This is a genomic window from Bacillus sp. FJAT-26390 (assembly GCF_001682865.1).
Lineage (GTDB): Bacteria > Bacillota > Bacilli > Paenibacillales > Paenibacillaceae > Pristimantibacillus.
This window is the reverse complement of sequence record NZ_MAQX01000011.1, coordinates 39236-57241: the sequence shown is the minus strand read 5'-3', so window position 1 is coordinate 57241 and position 18006 is coordinate 39236. Positions and strand designations below refer to the sequence as shown.

Here is an 18006-nt window from a genome sequence, read left to right as displayed (position 1 = left end):
ACTCGCAGAGGAGGATTAGGTTGATTCAATCCATATTGCGTCAAATGAAAATAGGCAGTAAAACGCTTGGTCTTGAGATCACAGACAGCCATATAAAAATTTGCGAGACGGAGAGCAAACGAAAGGATGTGCCTCACATCCTCAAATATGCGACTGGAGTGCTTCAAGAAGGAATCGTACGCGATGGCAAGATTCTCAATATGGAGCTGCTCCATACGGCTATTAAGAATCTAATAAACGAGCATAAATTCAGTTCGAAAAATGTGCATTTTGCAATTCCGAGCCAAATGGTGATGGTACGGAATTTAAAGCTGCCGGACCTCTCGCACCATGAGCTTAAAAAGCTCGTACAGTTTGAAATTAAAAACAACCTGGCAGTAGCGTTTGAACATCCTCATTATGATTTTATTAAATTGCCGAAAAAGGTTGCGAAAGAGACGGAAAAACGGCCTTCAATGCTCAAAAAGCTGTTAAACAAAAATTTGGGCGCAAGCCCGGAGCAAACGGAGGAGCCTTCCGAGGATCATTTATGCGATGTTCTTGTTGTAGCAGCGCCAATGGACATGCTAAGGGAATATTCGGAGATGTTCGCATCTCTAAAGCTAGTGCCGCGCAGCTACGAGATTAAACCATTCTCGATACTTCGATTGCTCGAGAAGAGTCCGATCGAGTCAACGGGACTCACGATTTTGTTGGATGTAAACGAAGCAAACAGCGAGCTGACGATCGTAGAAGATGGCATTTTCAAAATTACGCGTAATGTGGAGATTTCGTTTAAGGCGCTGCAGCCAAATACAACCGAAGACAATAACCAATGGATCTCAGAGTTCACTAGTCCCGAACACACATTTGTTTCTGCGGCCGAGGATCTTATTTCTGAAATTGAACGCTTAATGAATTTTTATTACTATACGCTCAACAAGGGAAATGTCCAATTCGACTCCATCATGGTGTCAGGCAGCATTGCGAATATGGAGATTTTAGTAAAGGCTCTGGAACAACGGATGACGCAGCGGATTGTTGCAATCGATTGGATGAGCTTGGAAGTTGCTAACCATTCAGCTCACTGGAGCGTATCCTCCTATGCAGTATCGCTGGGCCTAGCTTTAAGGGGGAGCGACTGATGAAATCGATTAACTTATTGCCAGGGAAACCGAAGAAAGAGCGAAGTGTATCCTATATTACGATTCTAGTCGTTATCGCAGTCGCATTTGTAGCTCTTGTATTGCAGAGTTCCTTATATTTGGTGTGGTCAAAAAATCAAGACGAGATTGAACAGCAAATAAGTTCCTATGATGCCCAGATCATAAAATTGAAAGAGGAAGGGCAGTCCCGAGACTTAATTGATAAATTTCATTCAGCGTCTTCTACCCTCTCCCAGTTGAAGGAGCAGCGTCCCGAATACATCTCTTATCTCGCAGCCATAATCGGGTACTTGCCGAGTAGCGCAAAAGTAGTATTCATAGAAGCTTCGGAGAAGGACAAGCTTACCATGCTGATCAACTTCAAAGCTTATGCTGAATCGGTAACGTATTTGGAAAAGCTTGAAGCCAGCCCGCAACTAGGCAATGTGCAGTTTGGTTCATATACCAACAAAGTTGAGGAAAACAACGCAGCAGGCGGCAAAATGACCGTATTTGAAATGCTGCTGCAGGTTTCATTCGCTGAAAGCAAAGGAGTGAGCGAATGATGGATTTACAATTCAAACCGTCGAAGCAGCCTGCAAAGAAATCACATTTGCCTACCATTATCATCATCGGTATTTGTGTCGTGCTCAATGTGTTCGTCTTGGTATATCTATTTTTGCCGCAGCTAACCAATGTTGCAACGAAACGAATCGTTCTTAATATGAAGATATCTGAATTCAAAGGCGCAGAGCAGCAATTTACGACGACCGAGCAGGTAACTGCCGAGCAAAAAGAAGCGTTATTGTCCGAGCTGCCTGCTGCGAGCTTAGGCTCCAAGGAATTAACGACCATCTATGAGCTTGCTAAGGATTCCAAGCTTGAATTCGTTTCTTTTTTGAAGAAAGAGCCGGAAACGGGCCAAACGAATCAAACAAAGGATCCCAATATACAGACTGATTCCTTTGATGTTAAAGTGGTTGGCCATCTGGATCATATGCTGTTTTATTTGAACAATTTGCAAAACCATAAGCCGATAATCGGAGCGCCAACATGGAAGCTGACATGGCTTGAGCCTGATAACGTAGCGTCAACTTATCCTTTTTTGTTCAACAATCCGAATATGGACAAAACCAAACCGGTGTACGAGTTGTCGATTACGTTCGAGCTTTATACGATGCCGCAATTAGCAGAAGCCTTTCAGCTAGAGAAACCTTCTAAAGTAGGCGACACGGATGCGATGAGCAAGCTTCGTGCGAAATACCCAAGTTTGAAATTAAGCGAAGCAAGATGAACGCAGCAGGTTGAATATGGTAAAATAACGAAGCGCTTGCTCCAGGCTGGATGCAGGACGCTTCTTTTTTTGTTCGGTCTGTGATCATGTTCATAGATCCTTCATGCAACCAAATGCCGATTGTCATACTATTGTCATAGGAAGTCGATTGGCGGCGGTTGTTAGGTTTGATGAAAAAGGGCATAATGGAAACATAGGAAAATACATAGAAATGGGGAACGGGAATGTCTTATAACGACCGTTTCATACGGGCTTGCCGGAAGGAACACGTAGATCAAATACCTGTATGGTACATGCGACAAGCAGGAAGATACGATCCTGATTACCGCAAAATAAAAGAAAAATATTCATTGCTTGAAATCTGCAAGCAGCCGGAATTGGCGGCGGAAGTTACGATGATGCCGATTCGTAAGCTGGGCGTGGACGCCGCTATTTTATATTCGGACATTATGAATCCTGTCGCTTCGATCGGCATCGATTTTGATATCGTTGCGAATATCGGCCCGGTTATCGCGAATCCGATCCGTACTGCTGCTGACGTTGAACGTCTGAAGCCTATTGACGTGGAAGGCGATCTTGGCCATGTTATCGAAACGATTCGTATACTAGACCGTGAGCTAGAGGTTCCGCTTATTACGTTTGCGGGTGCGCCATTCACGATTGCGAGCTATTTAATTGAAGGAAGACCTTCAAAAAACTATTTGCGGACGAAAGAAATGATGTACAGCGAGCCTGAGCTATGGCATGAGCTGATGCGCAAGCTTGGCGATATGGTCATTACTTATTTGCGTGCGCATATGGCTGCTGGCGGCAAGGCATTTCAATTGTTTGACAGCTGGGTGGGCGCATTGACGCCTGCCGATTTCCGTAAATTCGTGCTGCCTACAATCGAGCGGATTTTTGCGGAGCTTTCGGATTTGCCGCAGCCGAAAATCTATTTTCCAGGCGTAAGCTCCGGTGAACTGCTGCCTGAGCTGCATCAAGTGAAAGCGAATGTGATCGGTCTTGATTGGCGTGTATCGATCGCGGAAGGCCGCCGCAGACTGGATAACGGATTTGGCGTGCAAGGCAATCTGGACCCTACGATTTTGACAGCGCCGATTAGCGTTATTGAAGAGTATGCGAAAGAAATTATCGATAGCGGCATTGAGGAGCCAGGCTTTATTTTCAACCTGGGCCATGGCTTGTTCCCAGAAGCATCAATAGAGAAGCTGGCTGAGTTGACCACATTTGTTCAATCTTACTCAAGGAAAGCAATCGCGGCACGCAGCCAAAAGGAGGCAAGTCATGTCTGAGCATAAAGCGAAACAAATCGGCGTACTCGTTATGTCCTATGGAACGCCGGAGTCCATGGATGACGTGGAAACGTATTACACGCATATCAGACGCGGCAACGCTCCAACGCCTGAGCTGCTTGCCGAGCTCAAAGGCCGTTATGAAGCGATCGTGGGCGGGGTTTTCCCGCTGCGTGAAAATACGAACGGACAAGTAGCCGGTCTTCAGGACAAGCTGGAGCAGCTCGCACCAGGCGTGTTCGCTTGTTACCAGGGCTTAAAGCATGCAAAGCCGTATATTGAAGACGGCGTGGAGCAAATGGCGAAAGACGGCATTACACGGGCAGTAGGCATCGTGCTGGCGCCACATTTCTCGACGATGAGCGTAGGCAGCTACATGAAGCGTGCAGAAGAGAAAGCGAAGGAGCTAGGCATTGCGATGACTTTCGTCAAGCAGTACCATATGCATCCGAAGCTGCTTCAAGCGCTAACGGACCGTGTAGCTGCTGGGCTAGACAGACTTGCCGCCGCTACGGATGGGGAAGAAAAGGTGAAGGTGCTATTCAGCGCCCACAGCTTGCCCGTGAAGATTCGTGAGCTTGGCGATCCTTACGAGCAGCAATTGCTTGAAACTTCAGCAGCGGTAGCGAAAGCGGCTAATGTGAAGGATTGGCAGTTTACTTGGCAAAGCGCGGGCCGGACAAGGGAGCCTTGGCTCGGACCGGATATTTTGGAAACATTGCCGGTGCTTGCAGAGGAAGGCGTCAAAGCGGTACTCGTAGCTCCAGTGGGCTTCGTGTCCGATCACTTAGAAGTATTGTATGACCTTGATATTGAAGCGCAGGCCGCTGCAAAGCAGCTTGACATGACTCTAGATCGAATTGCGATGCTTAATCGCGATCCATTATATATGGAAACATTGGCAGAATCGGTCATCGAGGCTTTGGACAGCCAAGGGAAGGAATGAATGAGATGCGGAGAATCGGAAACCCTGATCGAATTGTCATTATTGGCGGAGGGATCAGCGGACTGAGCTCCGCTTTTTATTTGCAGCGGGAAGCGGAGCGGCAAGGCAAGGAGATAGAAATAACCATCGTAGACGGTGCTCCTGCCTTTGGCGGAAAAATTAATACGCTGCAGCGTGACGGGTTCGTCATCGAGAAAGGGCCGGATTCTTTTTTGGCGCGCAAGCTGGCCATTATTGATCTGGCAACGGAGTTAGGGCTTGAGGACGAGCTGACGGCTACTAATCCGGGAGCGAAAAAAACGTATATTTTGCATGAGCGCAAGCTGTTCCCGATGCCGCAAGGCCTCGTACTCGGTATCCCTACAGAGATCGGGCCTTTCGTCAAGACGGGCTTATTGTCATGGGGCGGCAAGCTGCGCGCATTGCAGGATTTGGTGCTGCCAGTTCGCAAAGAACAGAGCGACGAGTCGCTTGGCGGTTTCCTGGAGAGACGGGTTGGCAATCAAGTGATGCGCCGAATCGCCGAGCCGCTGCTTGCGGGCATTTATGCAGGTGATTTGAAAAAGCTGAGCTTGCAGGCAACCTTTCCGCAGTTTGCGGCAGCGGAGCGCAAGCACGGCAGCCTTATTCGCGGCATGATGTTTAACCGCAAGGCTGGTGCGGCTGCGGGCGCACTGCCTGCCGCAGCGAAGGGAGGCACTTTCCTGACGTTTAAAGGCGGCTTGTCCACGCTCATTAAGGCACTAGACAAAGCGTTAAGCGGCGCGCAAAGACGACTGGGCACGAAGGTGACGGAAATAAGACGAAATGACGGATACCGCTCATCCGAGCAGAGTGAAGAGGCTCGTTATGAGGTTGTGCTGGATAGCGGAGAGAGGCTGCCGGCTGATCGAATAGTGATGACCGCCCCTGCCTATGACGCAGCGGAGCTGCTTGAGCCGTTGACGGATTGCCGCGAGCTGCGGGCGATTAATTATGTATCGGTAGCCAATGTGGTGCTGGCGTTCAATAAATCGACGTTCGGCCTTGATTTTGACGGATCAGGATTCGTGGTGCCTCGCTCGGAGGGGCTTCATATAACGGCATGCACCTGGACATCGAACAAATGGCTGCACACAAGCCCAAGCGATAAAGTGCTGCTGCGCTGCTATGTTGGCCGGTCTGGACAAGAGGAAAGCGTGAAATTGCCAGATGCTCAGCTGATAAAAGCGGTACGGCGCGATATCGAAGAAACGATGGGCATTAAAGCGGAGCCTGAGTTTGTGGAAATTACGAGACTTCCGCGCTCGATGCCGCAATATCCGGTGGGACATCTATCGAATATGAAGCAGCTTCGGGAACGTTTTGAACGAGATTTGCCTGGCGTTTGGATTACGGGCGCTGCATTTGACGGCGTGGGACTTCCGGATTGCATACGGCAAGGCAAGGAAGCTGCGCAAGCTATTTTAAAATAAGATACGCGATTTTGTTTCCCCATGGAAGGTGGAACCTTGCTATAATGGAAGAGTCTGACGATTGACGGACTACTAACTTTATCGTAGAGGAGCCATCTTCCATGCACGTATCACGGTCCGAAACGCATCAGCAGGACAAGCTTAAACGAAAAAAAAGGCTTAGAAGACTCTTAATCGTTAATTTCACGCTTCTTGGTGTCATCATAGTTGTGCTAGGCGCATGGCTTGCCGCAGCGAATTCAGATAAGCTTTCAAATCTGTTCGATTTTGCCGGGAGTGGCAAGAAGGAGCAAGTTGAGGCGGCGAAGCCTAGCTCGGATGGAGCCGACAAGGGTGGTAAACCCGCCGATGAGGCGGTAACTCCAGCGGATGAAACGAATGACGGAAGCGATGATGGCAGTACCAATGCAGCGCCTGATAATGAAAATGACGAAACCGCTGTTTTACCGGAATCATCCCCAGCAAGTGATGAGGAACGAATCAGCCTCTCCTTCGTCGGTGACCTCTTGATCGCTGATTATGTGAGCGCGATCACGGCACGCGAGGGTTATGATTTTTTGTATAAGCCTGCTCTACTATACTTAAGCGAGCCGGATCTTACGGCTGGCAATTTAGAATTTCCTGTCACAACTAGAGGCATTCCGGTCGAAGGCACGCCTTATGTGTTCAAAGGCTCGCCGGATGTGCTGCCGTCGATACGCGATGCGGGCTTCGATGTGATGAGCCTTGCCAATAATCATGCGCTTGACCAAGGTATTGAGGGCATGCAAGATACGATGAAGCATTTGGATGATGCAGGAATATCGCATATGGGTGCGGGCAATAACGATACAGAGGCGTATGCTCCCGTTATCAAAGAGGTGCGGGGCATTAAGGTAGCTTATGTCGGCATTAGTAAAGTGATACCTTTTGGTTCATGGAAAGCGGATAAAAACACGCCTGGTTTAGCCGAGAGCTACGATATTAACCGTGCAACTGCCGCTATTAAGAAAGCGAAGGAGCAGGCGGATATCGTTGTCGTGATGGTACACTGGGGCAAAGAGCGCGTGGATCAGCCGGAGCCATATCAGAAGGATTATGGGAGGCAATATATTGATGCAGGAGCGGATCTTGTCATCGGAAGCCATCCGCATGTGCTGCAAGGCTTTGAAATGTATAAAGGCAAATGGATTGCATACAGTTTAGGAAACTTTATTTTTAGTTCGTATCCAAAGGAAACGGCGGGTGAGACTGGGGTACTGGATGCGCTGTGCACAAAAAGCGGCGATTGCGAGATGACCTTCCATCCGATGTTTACGGTGAATGCGCAGCCGACACCGCTTGAAGCGGAAGCTGGGAAAGCGCTGCTCGATCGTTTATCTTCCATTTCTTTTGGCGTGAAGCTTGAAGCGGATGGCAGGATTGTTTCTAAATAAATGGATACTCGTTGAAAGGATGACCGCTTAATGAGAAATCCGTGCGTAGCGCACCGAGGCTGGTCTAGCCGCGCGCCGGAAAATACGATGGCTGCTATTAGGCTTGCGATTGCTGATCCCGATGTAGAATGGATAGAGATTGACGTTCATCTGTCGAAGGACCATATCCCCGTAGTCATCCATGATTACACGCTTCGCAGAACGACGAACGGCAAAGGCGATGTAAAAAGCAAAACCGCTGCAGAGATTACATCTCTGGATGCGGGCAATTGGTTTTCGCAAAAGTATCAAGGGGAACGGGTTCCAACGCTCGATCAGGTGCTTAAGGAAGCGGTCGGTTATTGCAAGCTTAATATTGAACTGAAGACGGATGGCGTCCGGTATCCGTTGATTGAGGAAAAGGTGCTGGAATGCATACAAGCCTACAATGCGGAGAAGGAAGTTGTCATCACCTCTTTTCATGAAGGGGCGTTGTACCGCATCCGCAAGCTCTCCAGCCAAATACGTACCGGACTTATAATTGACGGCTGGCGCAATACGCTGCCGAAGGAGCTTAAGGAGCTAGGCTCAGATTTTCTTTCCATCGGTTATTCGCGTTTAAACAAGGAACGTATAGCCATGCTGAAGAGCGCTGGCATTCAGGTAATGGCTTGGACGATCAACGAGAAGCGGGCCATTCGGAAGGCTGCTGAACTTGATCCTGATTTGATGATTTGCACCAACTATCCGGAGCGCTGGCACGAGGCACGTTTGAAGAGTGTGAATAGATAGAGGGATAGCTCATACTTCGGTTGATGCAAAAGCAGGAGGTTGCTCGTTAGATGGTTGGATTGTTGGACGAATGGTGGTTAAGACTGCTTGCCGGTTTAATCGGAAGCGGTCTTATTGCTGCAGCTGCTTACCGTGCGCGCTCATTGTCCGCTTCGGGCGCTTGGTCGGCGATCATAATGGGAACCGGCTTCGTCACGCTGGGCGAGCCGGTTTGGTTCGGTTTATTGATCGGTTTTTTTGTGTCTTCGACGTTATGGTCGAAGTGGAAGCGGAAGCATCGTGCCAAGGCATCGGCAGAAGCGAAATACGAGAAGACCGGCCGCCGCGATGCGGGGCAAGTATGGGCTAACGGCGGCGTGGGCTTGCTCCTATGCGCCGCCAATGCGCTGTGGCCGGATCAAGGCTGGCTATTCGCGTACATCGGCGTGATGGCTGCCGTGAACGCGGATACTTGGGCCACCGAGATCGGGGCCTTAAGCAAGACGGCGCCGCGATCGGTGACGAGCGGCAAGCCGGTAGTTGCTGGAACGAGCGGCGGAGTCACGCCGCTCGGCAGCGCAGCAGCGCTCGCAGGCGCCGTGTTCATCGGCGCCGTTGCCGCGCTGCTGCTGGCGGCCCCGCAGCCTGCAGAGGCTGCTGCGGGTACGCCTGGCGGCGGGCTGGCGGCGGCATACATCGCCGCCGCGGCCGCCGCCGGCCTGGCCGGTGCCTTCGCCGACTCCTTGCTCGGCGCAACGGGCCAGGCCATGTATCGCTGCCGGGTATGCGGCAGCGAAACCGAGCGCGCCGTGCATTGCGGCAGCGCGGCGGAGAAAGTGCGCGGCTTCGCCTGGCTGAACAACGACAGGGTGAACCTGCTGTCGTCGCTGTTTGCAGGCGCGCTTGCATGGGCCATCGGTCAACTGCTTCTATGACCGTGGCGAATAACCTTTCATTCTAAGACTGCCCGAGATGATGTCTCATCCGAGGCAGTCTTTTTTTATGCTACAGCAATTGCTCCAATTGAACTTGCAGCTCCTCGGTAATCGAAACCATCGGCAGGCGCAGCGTATCAGACGAGATGATCCCTTGCCTTGCAAGCATCCATTTTAAAGGCGACGGATTGGATTCTTGGAATAGTTTTTGGATTAAGGGAGTCAGGGAATCAAATAGCTGTTTAGCTCTAAGGTAATTCGCGCTGCTGCCGCTGCTCGCAAGCCGAATGACTTCGATAAACGCGTCCGTCTGCACATTCGCTGAAGCGAGGATTCCGCCAGAGGCACCAAGCGCCAGCATTTCAAGCAAATAAATATCCTCCCCGCACAGAATAGGTTTCGCAACGCGGCTTTTCAATTCCGTAATGAGCTGAGTCCCGCCGGAGCTGTCTTTTAAACCGATTACCCCTTCTATATCCAAAATTTTTCGCATCGTATCAGCGGTTAGCCGAATTCCGGTACGGGCAGGCACCTCATAAGCAATGACGGGCACGCCGACTTGCGCAACCCTCCGAAAGTGTTCAACGATCCCTTCCTGCGATGGGCGGCTGTAATAGGGCGTCACGACGAGAACGGCATCAGCGCCTAGTTGTCCTGCCGCTTCTGTCCGTTTGACGGTAGAGAGAGTATGATTCGTGCCTGTACCGATGATAAGCGGCATCTGTTTGTTGGCGCCATTCAGGCTTTCTTTTGTGACATATGCGAGCGATTCCACCTCCTCCCATGAGACGGCAGGCGATTCTCCTGTAGTCCCGTTAATGATTAACCCTTGGATTTCATGTGCGCATAACATTTGTAAATATCGGCGATACGAATCCAAGTCCAGCTCCTCGTTCGTGTTGAATGGTGTAATAACCGGCACAAAAATACCTTTTAAATCTGCTTCCTTTAACATCGTCTTACCTCCTAGTGATCGTTGTGACTTTACTTTAGCATGGCATTTCGTATCAATGTTATCTATAATAATTGATGTGGAGTATCAATAATAATGATGAGGCGGCGAAAAATATGGAGTTGGTTTATTTTCAAACGTTCCGCGAGGTCGCCTTGCGCCAAAGCTTTACAAGGGCGGCCGAGGAGCTTGGTTATGCGCAGTCAAGCGTTACGACGCAGATCCAAAAGCTGGAGCGGGCATATGGTGTCCAGCTGTTTGAACGGTTTGGCAGAGGCCTTCGGCTTACCTCGGCGGGTGAAGAGCTGCTGAAGATAGCCGTTCAAATGCTCGAACTCTATCAGCAATCCAAAGAAAGGTTGACGGAGCAAGGCGGGGGAGCCATCTCGATCGGGACGATTGATTCCTTGGCTTCTTATTATCTGCCGCCTTTAATCCAGCAAATTCGGCATAAATATGCCGATCTTGCCATTCGGCTTCAACCCGACCGAGAGTCCGTTATCGTCAATAAAGTGAAGGAAGGCGAAATGGACATCGGGCTCCTATTGGAAAACAAACCTTCCGATCCAGCGCTCACCTGGATTACGATTAAAGAAGAGCCTCTCGTTCTGATTGCTAGTCCAAATCACCCTTTGACGAAGCTAGGAGAAGTAGCGCTTGCCCATTTAAATGGGGCGGAGTGGATTATGGCGGAAGCGAGCTGTAATTATCGCATGATGCTGGAGAAGGTACTGCGGGCAAATGGGATAACGTATCGAATCGGCTTGGAGCTCGGTAACCCGGAAGCGATAAAAAGATGCGTGATGGCTGGCTCAGGAATCGCTCTTTTGCCTAAAATGGCCGTTGAAGAAGAGATTAGGCGGGGAGAACTGGCAGATCTTTTTTTCCGACATGCGGACATCCGTTTGGATTTGCAGTTAGTATTTCACCCTAAGAAGTGGATGTCTCATTCGCTGCTTGCGTTTATTGAGATGTTGAAGATGACGGCGGGGTAATGCAAGCGGTCGGCTAGCCTTCTAAAACCTATTGATCGTACAAAGCATATGCATATCTTTTCAACTGTGAAAATTTTGATGGCATAAGGATAGACCGGTATATGGCCAATAAGCCACCTAAACGCTAAAAGCCTTGTAGGTCGAATTTACTTACAAATTTTTCATATTGAGCCTTTTTTACTATTTTTAAATTTACAATATTAGTATATTATTGAAAATGAAGTATACTTCAAAAACTTATTGGGAGGTAGTTTACTTAATGTTAAGTCGTTTCAAAAAGAAAATGATTGCTTCAGTATTAGCCTTTTCGTTATTGATAGGTGCACTAATTGCACCTGCTGCTGCTTTTGCAGCAAATTCAAAAACCGGACCAGTTGTGGCTACTCAGGTCACAGTTGTGTCTGGATCTAATGCTGCAGGAGGATATCAAACAAATAATCTCATCTCGAATGTTATTAAAAAGGCAATTACTGCTGCATTACGTTATGGAGGCTCCTACCTTGGAAAGATACTTGAAAAATTAAGCCCCTCAGCAGGAAAATTCGTAACTAAATATTCTACAAAAATTGCAGATTTTCTTGACTCTATTACGAACTGGCAGGAAAATATTATTGCAACAGGACTCGTTGCGATTGGAATACCTCCTGCAGAAGCATACGAAATTGCTAAAGTCGTTGTTTGGCTTGCTGGAATATAAGCCCTTATAGTGTTTCTAAATCTTAACCTTGACCTGTTATAACTAAAACCAGTGATTTGTATTATTTTTTATATCGCTTAACATATGATGTAAAATAGTGGTATTATTAATGATGAATTACAAGGCGCTGGTTTTAGTTAGGTCATTGATTTATATCATAATAACTTTCACGAATGCTTGATAACCCTATTACTTCTTTATATCAGGTGGTAAAACGATATGAATCCAAACTACTTACTATTACTTTCGTTACTACTTCTATTATTCATGAGTATGAACATTCTCATAAGATATATTGCACGTAGAGATCAAGAAGAAATACCTCCATTAAGCGTAAGAATATGGTTGGTTCCAACCCTCTCAATATTTATTGTTTTCCCAATTATAGGATTTGCGTATTTGTATGGATTGTTTTTTAAGTACTTTGCAGAAACAGGCGGATTGCTTGAATTCAGCAAAACAGGAGGAGTTTTTACTTTTTCTTTAGTTGTTATGCTAGGGTTCATTTTTTTTGAAACTTTAGTGCATCCCATTATTTTTGCTTTTTTTAGGTATAAGCTGAAAAAAGAAATGTCGATATATACAAAGCAAGTGGTTAGTATTGTGATTGACAGTCTAATCATTTATTTTTTTGCCAACACCGTTTTTGGTGTTTATATTAAAGATTTTTATGCTGCTATTTCTATCTCTGTGTTCTACCATATTATTCAATGGATATTTATTGGGATCTATAAGTGTTACAAAAGATTTTATGGATCTAGACATTTATAATCCTGATTTTATTATAGTTCATAAGATTAACGATAATTGTGAGAACCAGTTGTTTTCTTATACAAATATTCAACAATTGAGAAGAGACTATAAAACGTCGCTGTGGGTGTAGCTCTTTTCACTTGTTTTATTTGTTCATCCAATAGATATTCAACATTCACGGCATCATAATAAGATAGAAACTATTCATTTAAAAGGAGAAATTCAAATGACAAAGGTAACCTACCAAAACGATGATATATCCGGTTCGCAATTTGTTGAGGTGAAAGCGGAGGCATTGCATTTTGACAATGTAAGCTTGGCAGGGACACAAATAAAAAATGCTAATCTAAGCGGCGTGGTTTTTCACGATGTGAACATGTCGGGAACGAGCATTTCAGATGCTAACCTAACGGAGACCAAAATCAAAGATGCGAATCTAAGTCATTTGAAGATTGATCATGTCCATTTATTTGGCGCTGAATTTCAAAATGTAGTGCTTCCCAAGCCAGGTGATGGGAATTACGATGCGGAAGAAAAGTATAAACCAATTAGCTTTCAAAATTCCGATCTCAGAAATATTCGGTTGCAAAATTGTAATTTAACGAATATGGAAATTAGTGATTGTGATATTACAGGCGTAACGATTAACGGATACTCTCTCGAGGAGTTAATCAAAAATATCAAAATTTAAACAACATAATAAAAAAGCCCGATCAACGGAGCGTATTTTATACGTATAATCATTCTCTACTATTGCCAATAGATTACCAAGAGCTTATGTTAATTAAATCATGGAATGAAAGCGAGTGATTATAGTGGGAGCCATTCAATCCGCGTACGAAGCAGTAATTTTCGAGGTACGCATTTAAAGGACCTTGCTCTGCCTGGAAAATATGAGGCAATTATTGTTCCGGCTGGATCATTTCTGCTAATCGAGAACCGTGAAGAAGCAATCGAGGTTTTAAAACGATTTTATGATCATCTGGAAGTTGGCGGCAGGCTTATTTTGGACTTGTTCTTGCCGGATAACGACTACAATAGCTCGGATCTAGGGAAGTGGAGCGCTTCTGCAATCAATCACTTGCCAAATGGCGTAACGGTGAGCTCGTTCAAACGGAATTGCAGCGTTTTGCATTGCGGTGGTATGGGGTGGAAGAATTTAAGTGCATGCTGGAAAACGTAGGTTTTGTATATGTATCGATTTCCGCTGATTTCGAGTATGGAAAACGACCAAGCCACGCCAAAGAGAAGTTCGTGTATGAGGCATCCAGAAAATAAATCGATCTAACGAGACAAATTGCGACTAAAGAAGTAGAGAATGGCTACTGCATTGTACGGACGCTCTCTTTAACAAAATCCTTTATGATAGGTAAATAAAGGATTGGAGGCGATAGCTGATGGAGATCAGAGAAACGGGTATTATTCTTTTTTGCGAGGATTATGAATCCGTATTGGCGTTTTATTCTGAAAAGCTGGGGATGAAGGTGCGTCAGCGCAGTAAGGAGTTAGCTATTCTTGATTTTGGAGGCAGTTATCTGATGCTTGAAGAAGAGGGATTTGCCTCCGATAAAGAAAAAAAAGATCGCAAAACCCGACGGTCATCCGGTTCAACGTAAACAACTTTGATTCATCCGTATCAGAGCTAATGGCACGTGGAGTGCAGGTTAAGGTAGAGAGCTTCGATTGGGGTACGATCGGCATCGTTATTGACCCCGAAGGAAACCGGATTGAATTAAAGGATTAGGCGGTAGGAAGGCAATATTGAAGGGGCAGCTGAAAGGCTTGCTCCTTTTTTTTGATGGTTAAAAGCGATCATGTTTAAACGATGCAATGTTCATTTTTAGCGGCATCCATGTGCTTGGACGGTGTGTTAATATAGGTGCAATTCAGTGTTTTCGGAGGTGGAAGATGGACGTAAGAGAGCTTATCCCTGAGCACAAAAGCGATTTTGAAAGAATAGAAAAATTAAAAAATAGGGACATAGAAAGCATTCGCCCGATCATTCCAGAATTGATGCAATGGCTTCAAGATAGTAACTGGCCAATAGCATTTGATGTAAGAGAAATCTTGCTGCCGTTTAATAAAGATCTGCTGCCGCATATTAGATACGTATTGAACACAAGCGATGGGGAATGGAAATACTTCCTGCTTACAGACTTTGTAAGTCAGCTGCCTAAAGAAACAATAGCAGAGTTAGAACATGAGTTAATCCAGATCACTAGTAATCCAAGCGAATCTGATAAATATAGCGAGGTAGATGAGGCTGCTCAACATATTTTGAATAGCCTGTATGGATGATTATAATCCTGGAGGGAGCCATAAAATGCCATACCCATTTGATCCCATAACGAAGTTCATATTTCTAGAAACCGAGATTGAACAGGCGGATCTTATTCTTGTGCCTGGGGGAAGCCAACCTCAATTAATGGAAAAAGCTGCGCAATTATATCACCAAGGGTTGGCGCCGCTAATCCTTCCATCGGGAGGGGCGACAAAAAACGTAGATACAACCGAATGGGATTTTTTAAACGAAATTGGATTGTCGCTAGGTGTACCGCAAGAAGCGATCATGAAAGAGGATAAAGCTACCAATACATTTGAGAACGCAAGGTACTCGTGGGAGCTTATACAAGCGAATGGCATTCCAGCAAACAGAGTGATTTTAGCTTGTAAGGCGGGGCACGCATGCCGGGCACTTCTTACCTATAAAACGGTTTTCCCAAAGGAAACGCAGTTTTTTATTGCCCCCGTTATTGATAAGACAGGCATCAGTAAGGATAATTGGTTTTTAACAGAAGAGGGCATAAGAAGGAACATGACGGAAGTCGAAAAGATAGGTAAATACTTTGCCCATCATATTCCGAATTGGGTGAACATTCATTAATGCGATATGAAATTGCAAAAAATGTAGCTAATCAATCTAATGCAATACGACTGAATGGAATGTTTGAGGTCAATACTCTTCAGGTAGAAGCCATGAGAGAGTTCTTTAAACAATTAAGAATCCAGACTAGTTAACATGTAGAAGCGGGAAAAGGTGAAACCAGCTAATATCGCGAAAGAAGTAAACGAGGAATAATATTTTAAGGAGGGCTACTGTGGGACACGATTTGAGTGGAATGAAAACAGCTAAAGGAATCAATATGCTGGAGCAGGTTCGCCTCATCTGCAAGGAGCTGCCTGAGGTCGTAGATTTAATAGATGGGCACGGACATAATACGTTTAAGGTGAAAGACAAGTCGTTTATCATGATGAGCGACTATGGGATTACCTTCAAGTCAGATTTAGAGACGCAGGAGATATTACTGCAGGAGGAGCGATTTTTTAAACCAGCTTATATCGGTCATCGCGGCTGGGTGTCCATAAGCGATCCGCAAGATTGGGAAGAGATGGGCGTCCTGCTTAAAGAAGCTTATTTGCGTGCCGCGCCTAAGCGTCTGGTGAAGCAATTTGTCGATGCTGAATGAGGCGGTTATATGAAAATAACGTTAAAACAAGTATCGATACTTCGATACTTCAAAAATCCATTCCGTCTTTTCTTATGGAGATATAAGCAAAGTAATTACAGATACACTTATTGATTCAGATTTTGAAGGACAAACGAAGCATTTTACCTCTAAAAATGATATAGCGAACGAGTGCCTTCGTATACTAGATAAGAACGATATCGTGTTAGTAAAAGGGTCACGTGGTTTGAAGCTGGAAGAGGTTTGCATGCTTTTGAATCAATGACCAACTTGGCAGCGCCAACAACCTAGCATTTCCCATTTCCAAATCCCATGCTATAATTAGGATGATATTGGAAGCAGCTTAGCTGAGAATAGTGGAGAAGAGAAAGGTGAGATGAGGAGCATGGCTCAAGTAAAGATGTATGGCTTAAAGGAAAGTCTGAATCCCATTAAACAAAAATTGTCGGAAGTCGTTCATTCCTGTGTAGTTGAAGCTTTTAAATTTCCAGCGGATAAGAAGTTTCATCGTTTTTTTCCTATGGACAAAGAAGATTTTCATTTCGCCCCGGGGCGGACGGATGCTTATACCATTATTGAAATAAGCATTTTTGAAGGTCGTTCGGCGGATTCGAAAAAACTGTTGATTCGGTTGCTTTTCGAGAGCCTGAATAACCATTTTCATATTTCACCGGAGGATTTAGAAATTACCATTTTTGAGACTCCCAAATCGAATTGGGGTATTCGCGGTTTGCCTGGAGATGAGTTGAAACTTAATTATAAGGTTAATGTATAGAGAGTTGTTTTTAAGGTGACCAACTTTGGTTGCCTTTTATTATGCGCTGAGGAAGAGGTGGCTAACGTGGCAACAGGTGTTTTGCTTTATCCGCTTTTTAGTGAGTATGAGTTAACGGTAGCGCTGTCTGTTTTAAAGCAAGGAAATCATCCGATCACGACAATCGGAATAACGGATCGCCCGATACAAGGAGAATCCGATTTAACCTGCGTAGCAGATAAGACGATTTACAATGTGGATGCTTCGACGATAGACAGTTTATTGCTGCCGGGCTGCATGGATATTTCAACGCTCTTTGAAAATGCGGATGTAATTCGATTTTTGCAAAAGTTTACGGAGAAGGATCTTGTCATCGCCTCGATTTCAAGCTCTCCCTATTTATTGGCGAAGGCCGGCCTATTAAAGGGCAAAAGGTATACGATAGGCATGCTCCCAGAGCATCGGGCCCAAACAGGAGTGTTTGACGAGGAGCTTTATAGCGAGGAGCTTGTTGTTCAAGACGGCAATCTCCTTACAGCAAGAGGAAGGGGCTTTATTGAGTTCGGGCTCAGGCTGGGTGACATGTTAAAGCTAACGTATGATCCTAGATGGTATGCGAGTGATAGTTGAGAGTCGTCTAGTATTCTATGAAAAAGGAATTCAGGAGGATTGAAAATGAGACAAGTCATACTCTCAAATGGAGATGAGTTAGAAGTCGAATGCTTAAGCTGCGCAGTTACTTCCGGCTTAGTTCAACCAGCAGGTGGCGTCATTTATGAGGATGAGTTATTTCATGCCCATCAGGATGTGGCTTATCCGATCCCTGGATTAGTTATTTTGGCATCAAAGCGGCATTTCTATTGTATGGATGAGCTAACGGAGGAGGAATCTAGTCGATATATTCAGCTGATAAGGAGGATACGTGAAGTTCAAAGAAATGAGCTAAAAATAGATCATGTGTATTACTTTTACAATGAAGACACTACGCATCATTTTCATTTGTGGATGGTTCCGCGTTATGAGTGGATGAAGCATTTTGGGCAATCGGTTGAATCATTAAGGCCTGCGCTTCGGCATGCGAGAACCGAGATGAACAATGAGGATAACAACAATTATGTGATCAAAAGCATAGAAAAGCTAAGAAAAGGATTGTTATGAGTTGACGATTGAAACGG

General features: G+C 45.8%; 23 protein-coding genes. 22 read left to right on the top strand and 1 reads right to left on the bottom strand.

The features are described 5' to 3' along the window. Nucleotides 1–20: 20 nt before the first annotated feature. The 9 genes from pilM to A7975_RS11905 all read left to right on the top strand — a co-directional run bounded on the left by pilM (nucleotide 21) and on the right by A7975_RS11905 (nucleotide 9213). Nucleotides 21–1124 carry a type IV pilus biogenesis protein PilM gene (gene pilM, locus A7975_RS11945; protein WP_065385243.1) on the top strand — a complete coding sequence of 368 codons (1104 nt, stop codon included), beginning with the start codon at nucleotides 21–23 and terminating at the stop codon, nucleotides 1122–1124. Beyond that, entirely contained in the window at nucleotides 1124–1690 is a 567-nt protein-coding gene (locus tag A7975_RS11940; RefSeq protein WP_065385242.1) for a PilN domain-containing protein, read from the top strand. Before pilM ends, A7975_RS11940 begins: the two co-directional genes overlap by 1 nt. Next, nucleotides 1687–2418, top strand: a complete 732-nt coding sequence (locus tag A7975_RS11935; protein WP_141680280.1) for a hypothetical protein — start codon at nucleotides 1687–1689, stop codon at nucleotides 2416–2418. Before A7975_RS11940 ends, A7975_RS11935 begins: the two co-directional genes overlap by 4 nt. 224 nt (nucleotides 2419–2642) lie before the next feature. Further along, nucleotides 2643–3713, top strand: a complete 1071-nt coding sequence (gene hemE / locus A7975_RS11930; protein WP_053376937.1) for a uroporphyrinogen decarboxylase — start codon at nucleotides 2643–2645, stop codon at nucleotides 3711–3713. Next, nucleotides 3706–4659 (top strand): ferrochelatase, encoded by a 954-nt coding sequence (hemH, locus tag A7975_RS11925; protein ID WP_053376936.1) that lies wholly within the window; start codon nucleotides 3706–3708, stop codon nucleotides 4657–4659. Before hemE ends, hemH begins: the two co-directional genes overlap by 8 nt. 5 nt (nucleotides 4660–4664) lie before the next feature. Further along, the gene (gene hemG, locus A7975_RS11920) at nucleotides 4665–6113 is read left to right on the top strand and encodes a protoporphyrinogen oxidase (protein WP_141680279.1); all 1449 of its coding nucleotides are present in this window, start codon (nucleotides 4665–4667) and stop codon (nucleotides 6111–6113) included. Nucleotides 6114–6214: 101 nt separating this feature from the next. Then, complete coding sequence (locus tag A7975_RS11915) at nucleotides 6215–7528, top strand: CapA family protein (RefSeq protein ID WP_065385239.1); 1314 nt, start codon at nucleotides 6215–6217, stop codon at nucleotides 7526–7528. A gap of 30 nt (nucleotides 7529–7558) precedes the next feature. Next, nucleotides 7559–8299, top strand: a complete 741-nt coding sequence (locus A7975_RS11910; RefSeq protein ID WP_065385238.1) for a glycerophosphodiester phosphodiesterase — start codon at nucleotides 7559–7561, stop codon at nucleotides 8297–8299. A 50-nt stretch (nucleotides 8300–8349) separates the two neighbouring features. Continuing rightward, nucleotides 8350–9213: a DUF92 domain-containing protein gene (locus A7975_RS11905; protein ID WP_065385237.1), complete on the top strand. Its 864-nt coding sequence runs from the start codon at nucleotides 8350–8352 to the stop codon at nucleotides 9211–9213. Between the two features lie 70 nt (nucleotides 9214–9283). Here the strand turns inward: A7975_RS11905 and dapA are convergent, their stop codons facing one another. Next, nucleotides 9284–10168 (bottom strand): 4-hydroxy-tetrahydrodipicolinate synthase, encoded by an 885-nt coding sequence (gene dapA, locus A7975_RS11900; protein ID WP_065385236.1) that lies wholly within the window; start codon nucleotides 10166–10168, stop codon nucleotides 9284–9286. Between the two features lie 113 nt (nucleotides 10169–10281). Here dapA and A7975_RS11895 point away from each other — a divergent pair, with 113 nt between their 5' ends. The 13 genes from A7975_RS11895 (at nucleotide 10282) to A7975_RS11840 (ending at nucleotide 17989) form a co-directional block, all read left to right on the top strand. After that, on the top strand, nucleotides 10282–11160 hold the full coding sequence (locus A7975_RS11895; RefSeq protein WP_065385235.1) for a LysR family transcriptional regulator: 879 nt from the start codon (nucleotides 10282–10284) through the stop codon (nucleotides 11158–11160). Between the two features lie 259 nt (nucleotides 11161–11419). Further along, nucleotides 11420–11857 (top strand): hypothetical protein, encoded by a 438-nt coding sequence (locus tag A7975_RS11890; protein WP_053376929.1) that lies wholly within the window; start codon nucleotides 11420–11422, stop codon nucleotides 11855–11857. 219 nt (nucleotides 11858–12076) lie between these two features. Next, nucleotides 12077–12628 (top strand): hypothetical protein, encoded by a 552-nt coding sequence (locus tag A7975_RS11885; RefSeq protein ID WP_065385234.1) that lies wholly within the window; start codon nucleotides 12077–12079, stop codon nucleotides 12626–12628. Between the two features lie 208 nt (nucleotides 12629–12836). Continuing rightward, the gene (locus A7975_RS11880; RefSeq protein ID WP_141680278.1) at nucleotides 12837–13301 is read left to right on the top strand and encodes a pentapeptide repeat-containing protein; all 465 of its coding nucleotides are present in this window, start codon (nucleotides 12837–12839) and stop codon (nucleotides 13299–13301) included. 105 nt (nucleotides 13302–13406) lie between these two features. Continuing rightward, a complete protein-coding gene (locus A7975_RS34470) occupies nucleotides 13407–13793 on the top strand; it encodes an SAM-dependent methyltransferase (protein ID WP_065385232.1) in 387 nt (128 codons plus the stop codon). A 214-nt stretch (nucleotides 13794–14007) separates the two neighbouring features. Further along, nucleotides 14008–14226, top strand: a complete 219-nt coding sequence (locus A7975_RS11870) for a VOC family protein (RefSeq protein ID WP_065385231.1) — start codon at nucleotides 14008–14010, stop codon at nucleotides 14224–14226. Nucleotides 14227–14255: 29 nt separating this feature from the next. Then, on the top strand, nucleotides 14256–14354 hold the full coding sequence (locus A7975_RS35400) for a VOC family protein (protein WP_369688918.1): 99 nt from the start codon (nucleotides 14256–14258) through the stop codon (nucleotides 14352–14354). A gap of 164 nt (nucleotides 14355–14518) precedes the next feature. After that, nucleotides 14519–14908 carry a DUF5071 domain-containing protein gene (locus A7975_RS11865; RefSeq protein ID WP_065385230.1) on the top strand — a complete coding sequence of 130 codons (390 nt, stop codon included), beginning with the start codon at nucleotides 14519–14521 and terminating at the stop codon, nucleotides 14906–14908. After that, nucleotides 14901–15494, top strand: coding sequence for a YdcF family protein (locus tag A7975_RS11860; RefSeq protein ID WP_369688917.1), 594 nt, complete (start codon nucleotides 14901–14903; stop codon nucleotides 15492–15494). The genes A7975_RS11865 and A7975_RS11860 overlap by 8 nt, the downstream gene beginning before the upstream one ends. Before the next feature lie 214 nt (nucleotides 15495–15708). Continuing rightward, complete coding sequence (locus A7975_RS11855; RefSeq protein ID WP_255314264.1) at nucleotides 15709–16077, top strand: MmcQ/YjbR family DNA-binding protein; 369 nt, start codon at nucleotides 15709–15711, stop codon at nucleotides 16075–16077. Between the two features lie 385 nt (nucleotides 16078–16462). Then, nucleotides 16463–16852, top strand: a complete 390-nt coding sequence (locus A7975_RS11850) for a tautomerase family protein (protein ID WP_053377884.1) — start codon at nucleotides 16463–16465, stop codon at nucleotides 16850–16852. 66 nt (nucleotides 16853–16918) lie between these two features. Beyond that, the gene (locus tag A7975_RS11845) at nucleotides 16919–17461 is read left to right on the top strand and encodes a DJ-1/PfpI family protein (protein WP_053376923.1); all 543 of its coding nucleotides are present in this window, start codon (nucleotides 16919–16921) and stop codon (nucleotides 17459–17461) included. A gap of 45 nt (nucleotides 17462–17506) precedes the next feature. Further along, a complete protein-coding gene (locus A7975_RS11840; RefSeq protein WP_053376922.1) occupies nucleotides 17507–17989 on the top strand; it encodes an HIT family protein in 483 nt (160 codons plus the stop codon). Nucleotides 17990–18006: the final 17 nt, after the last annotated feature.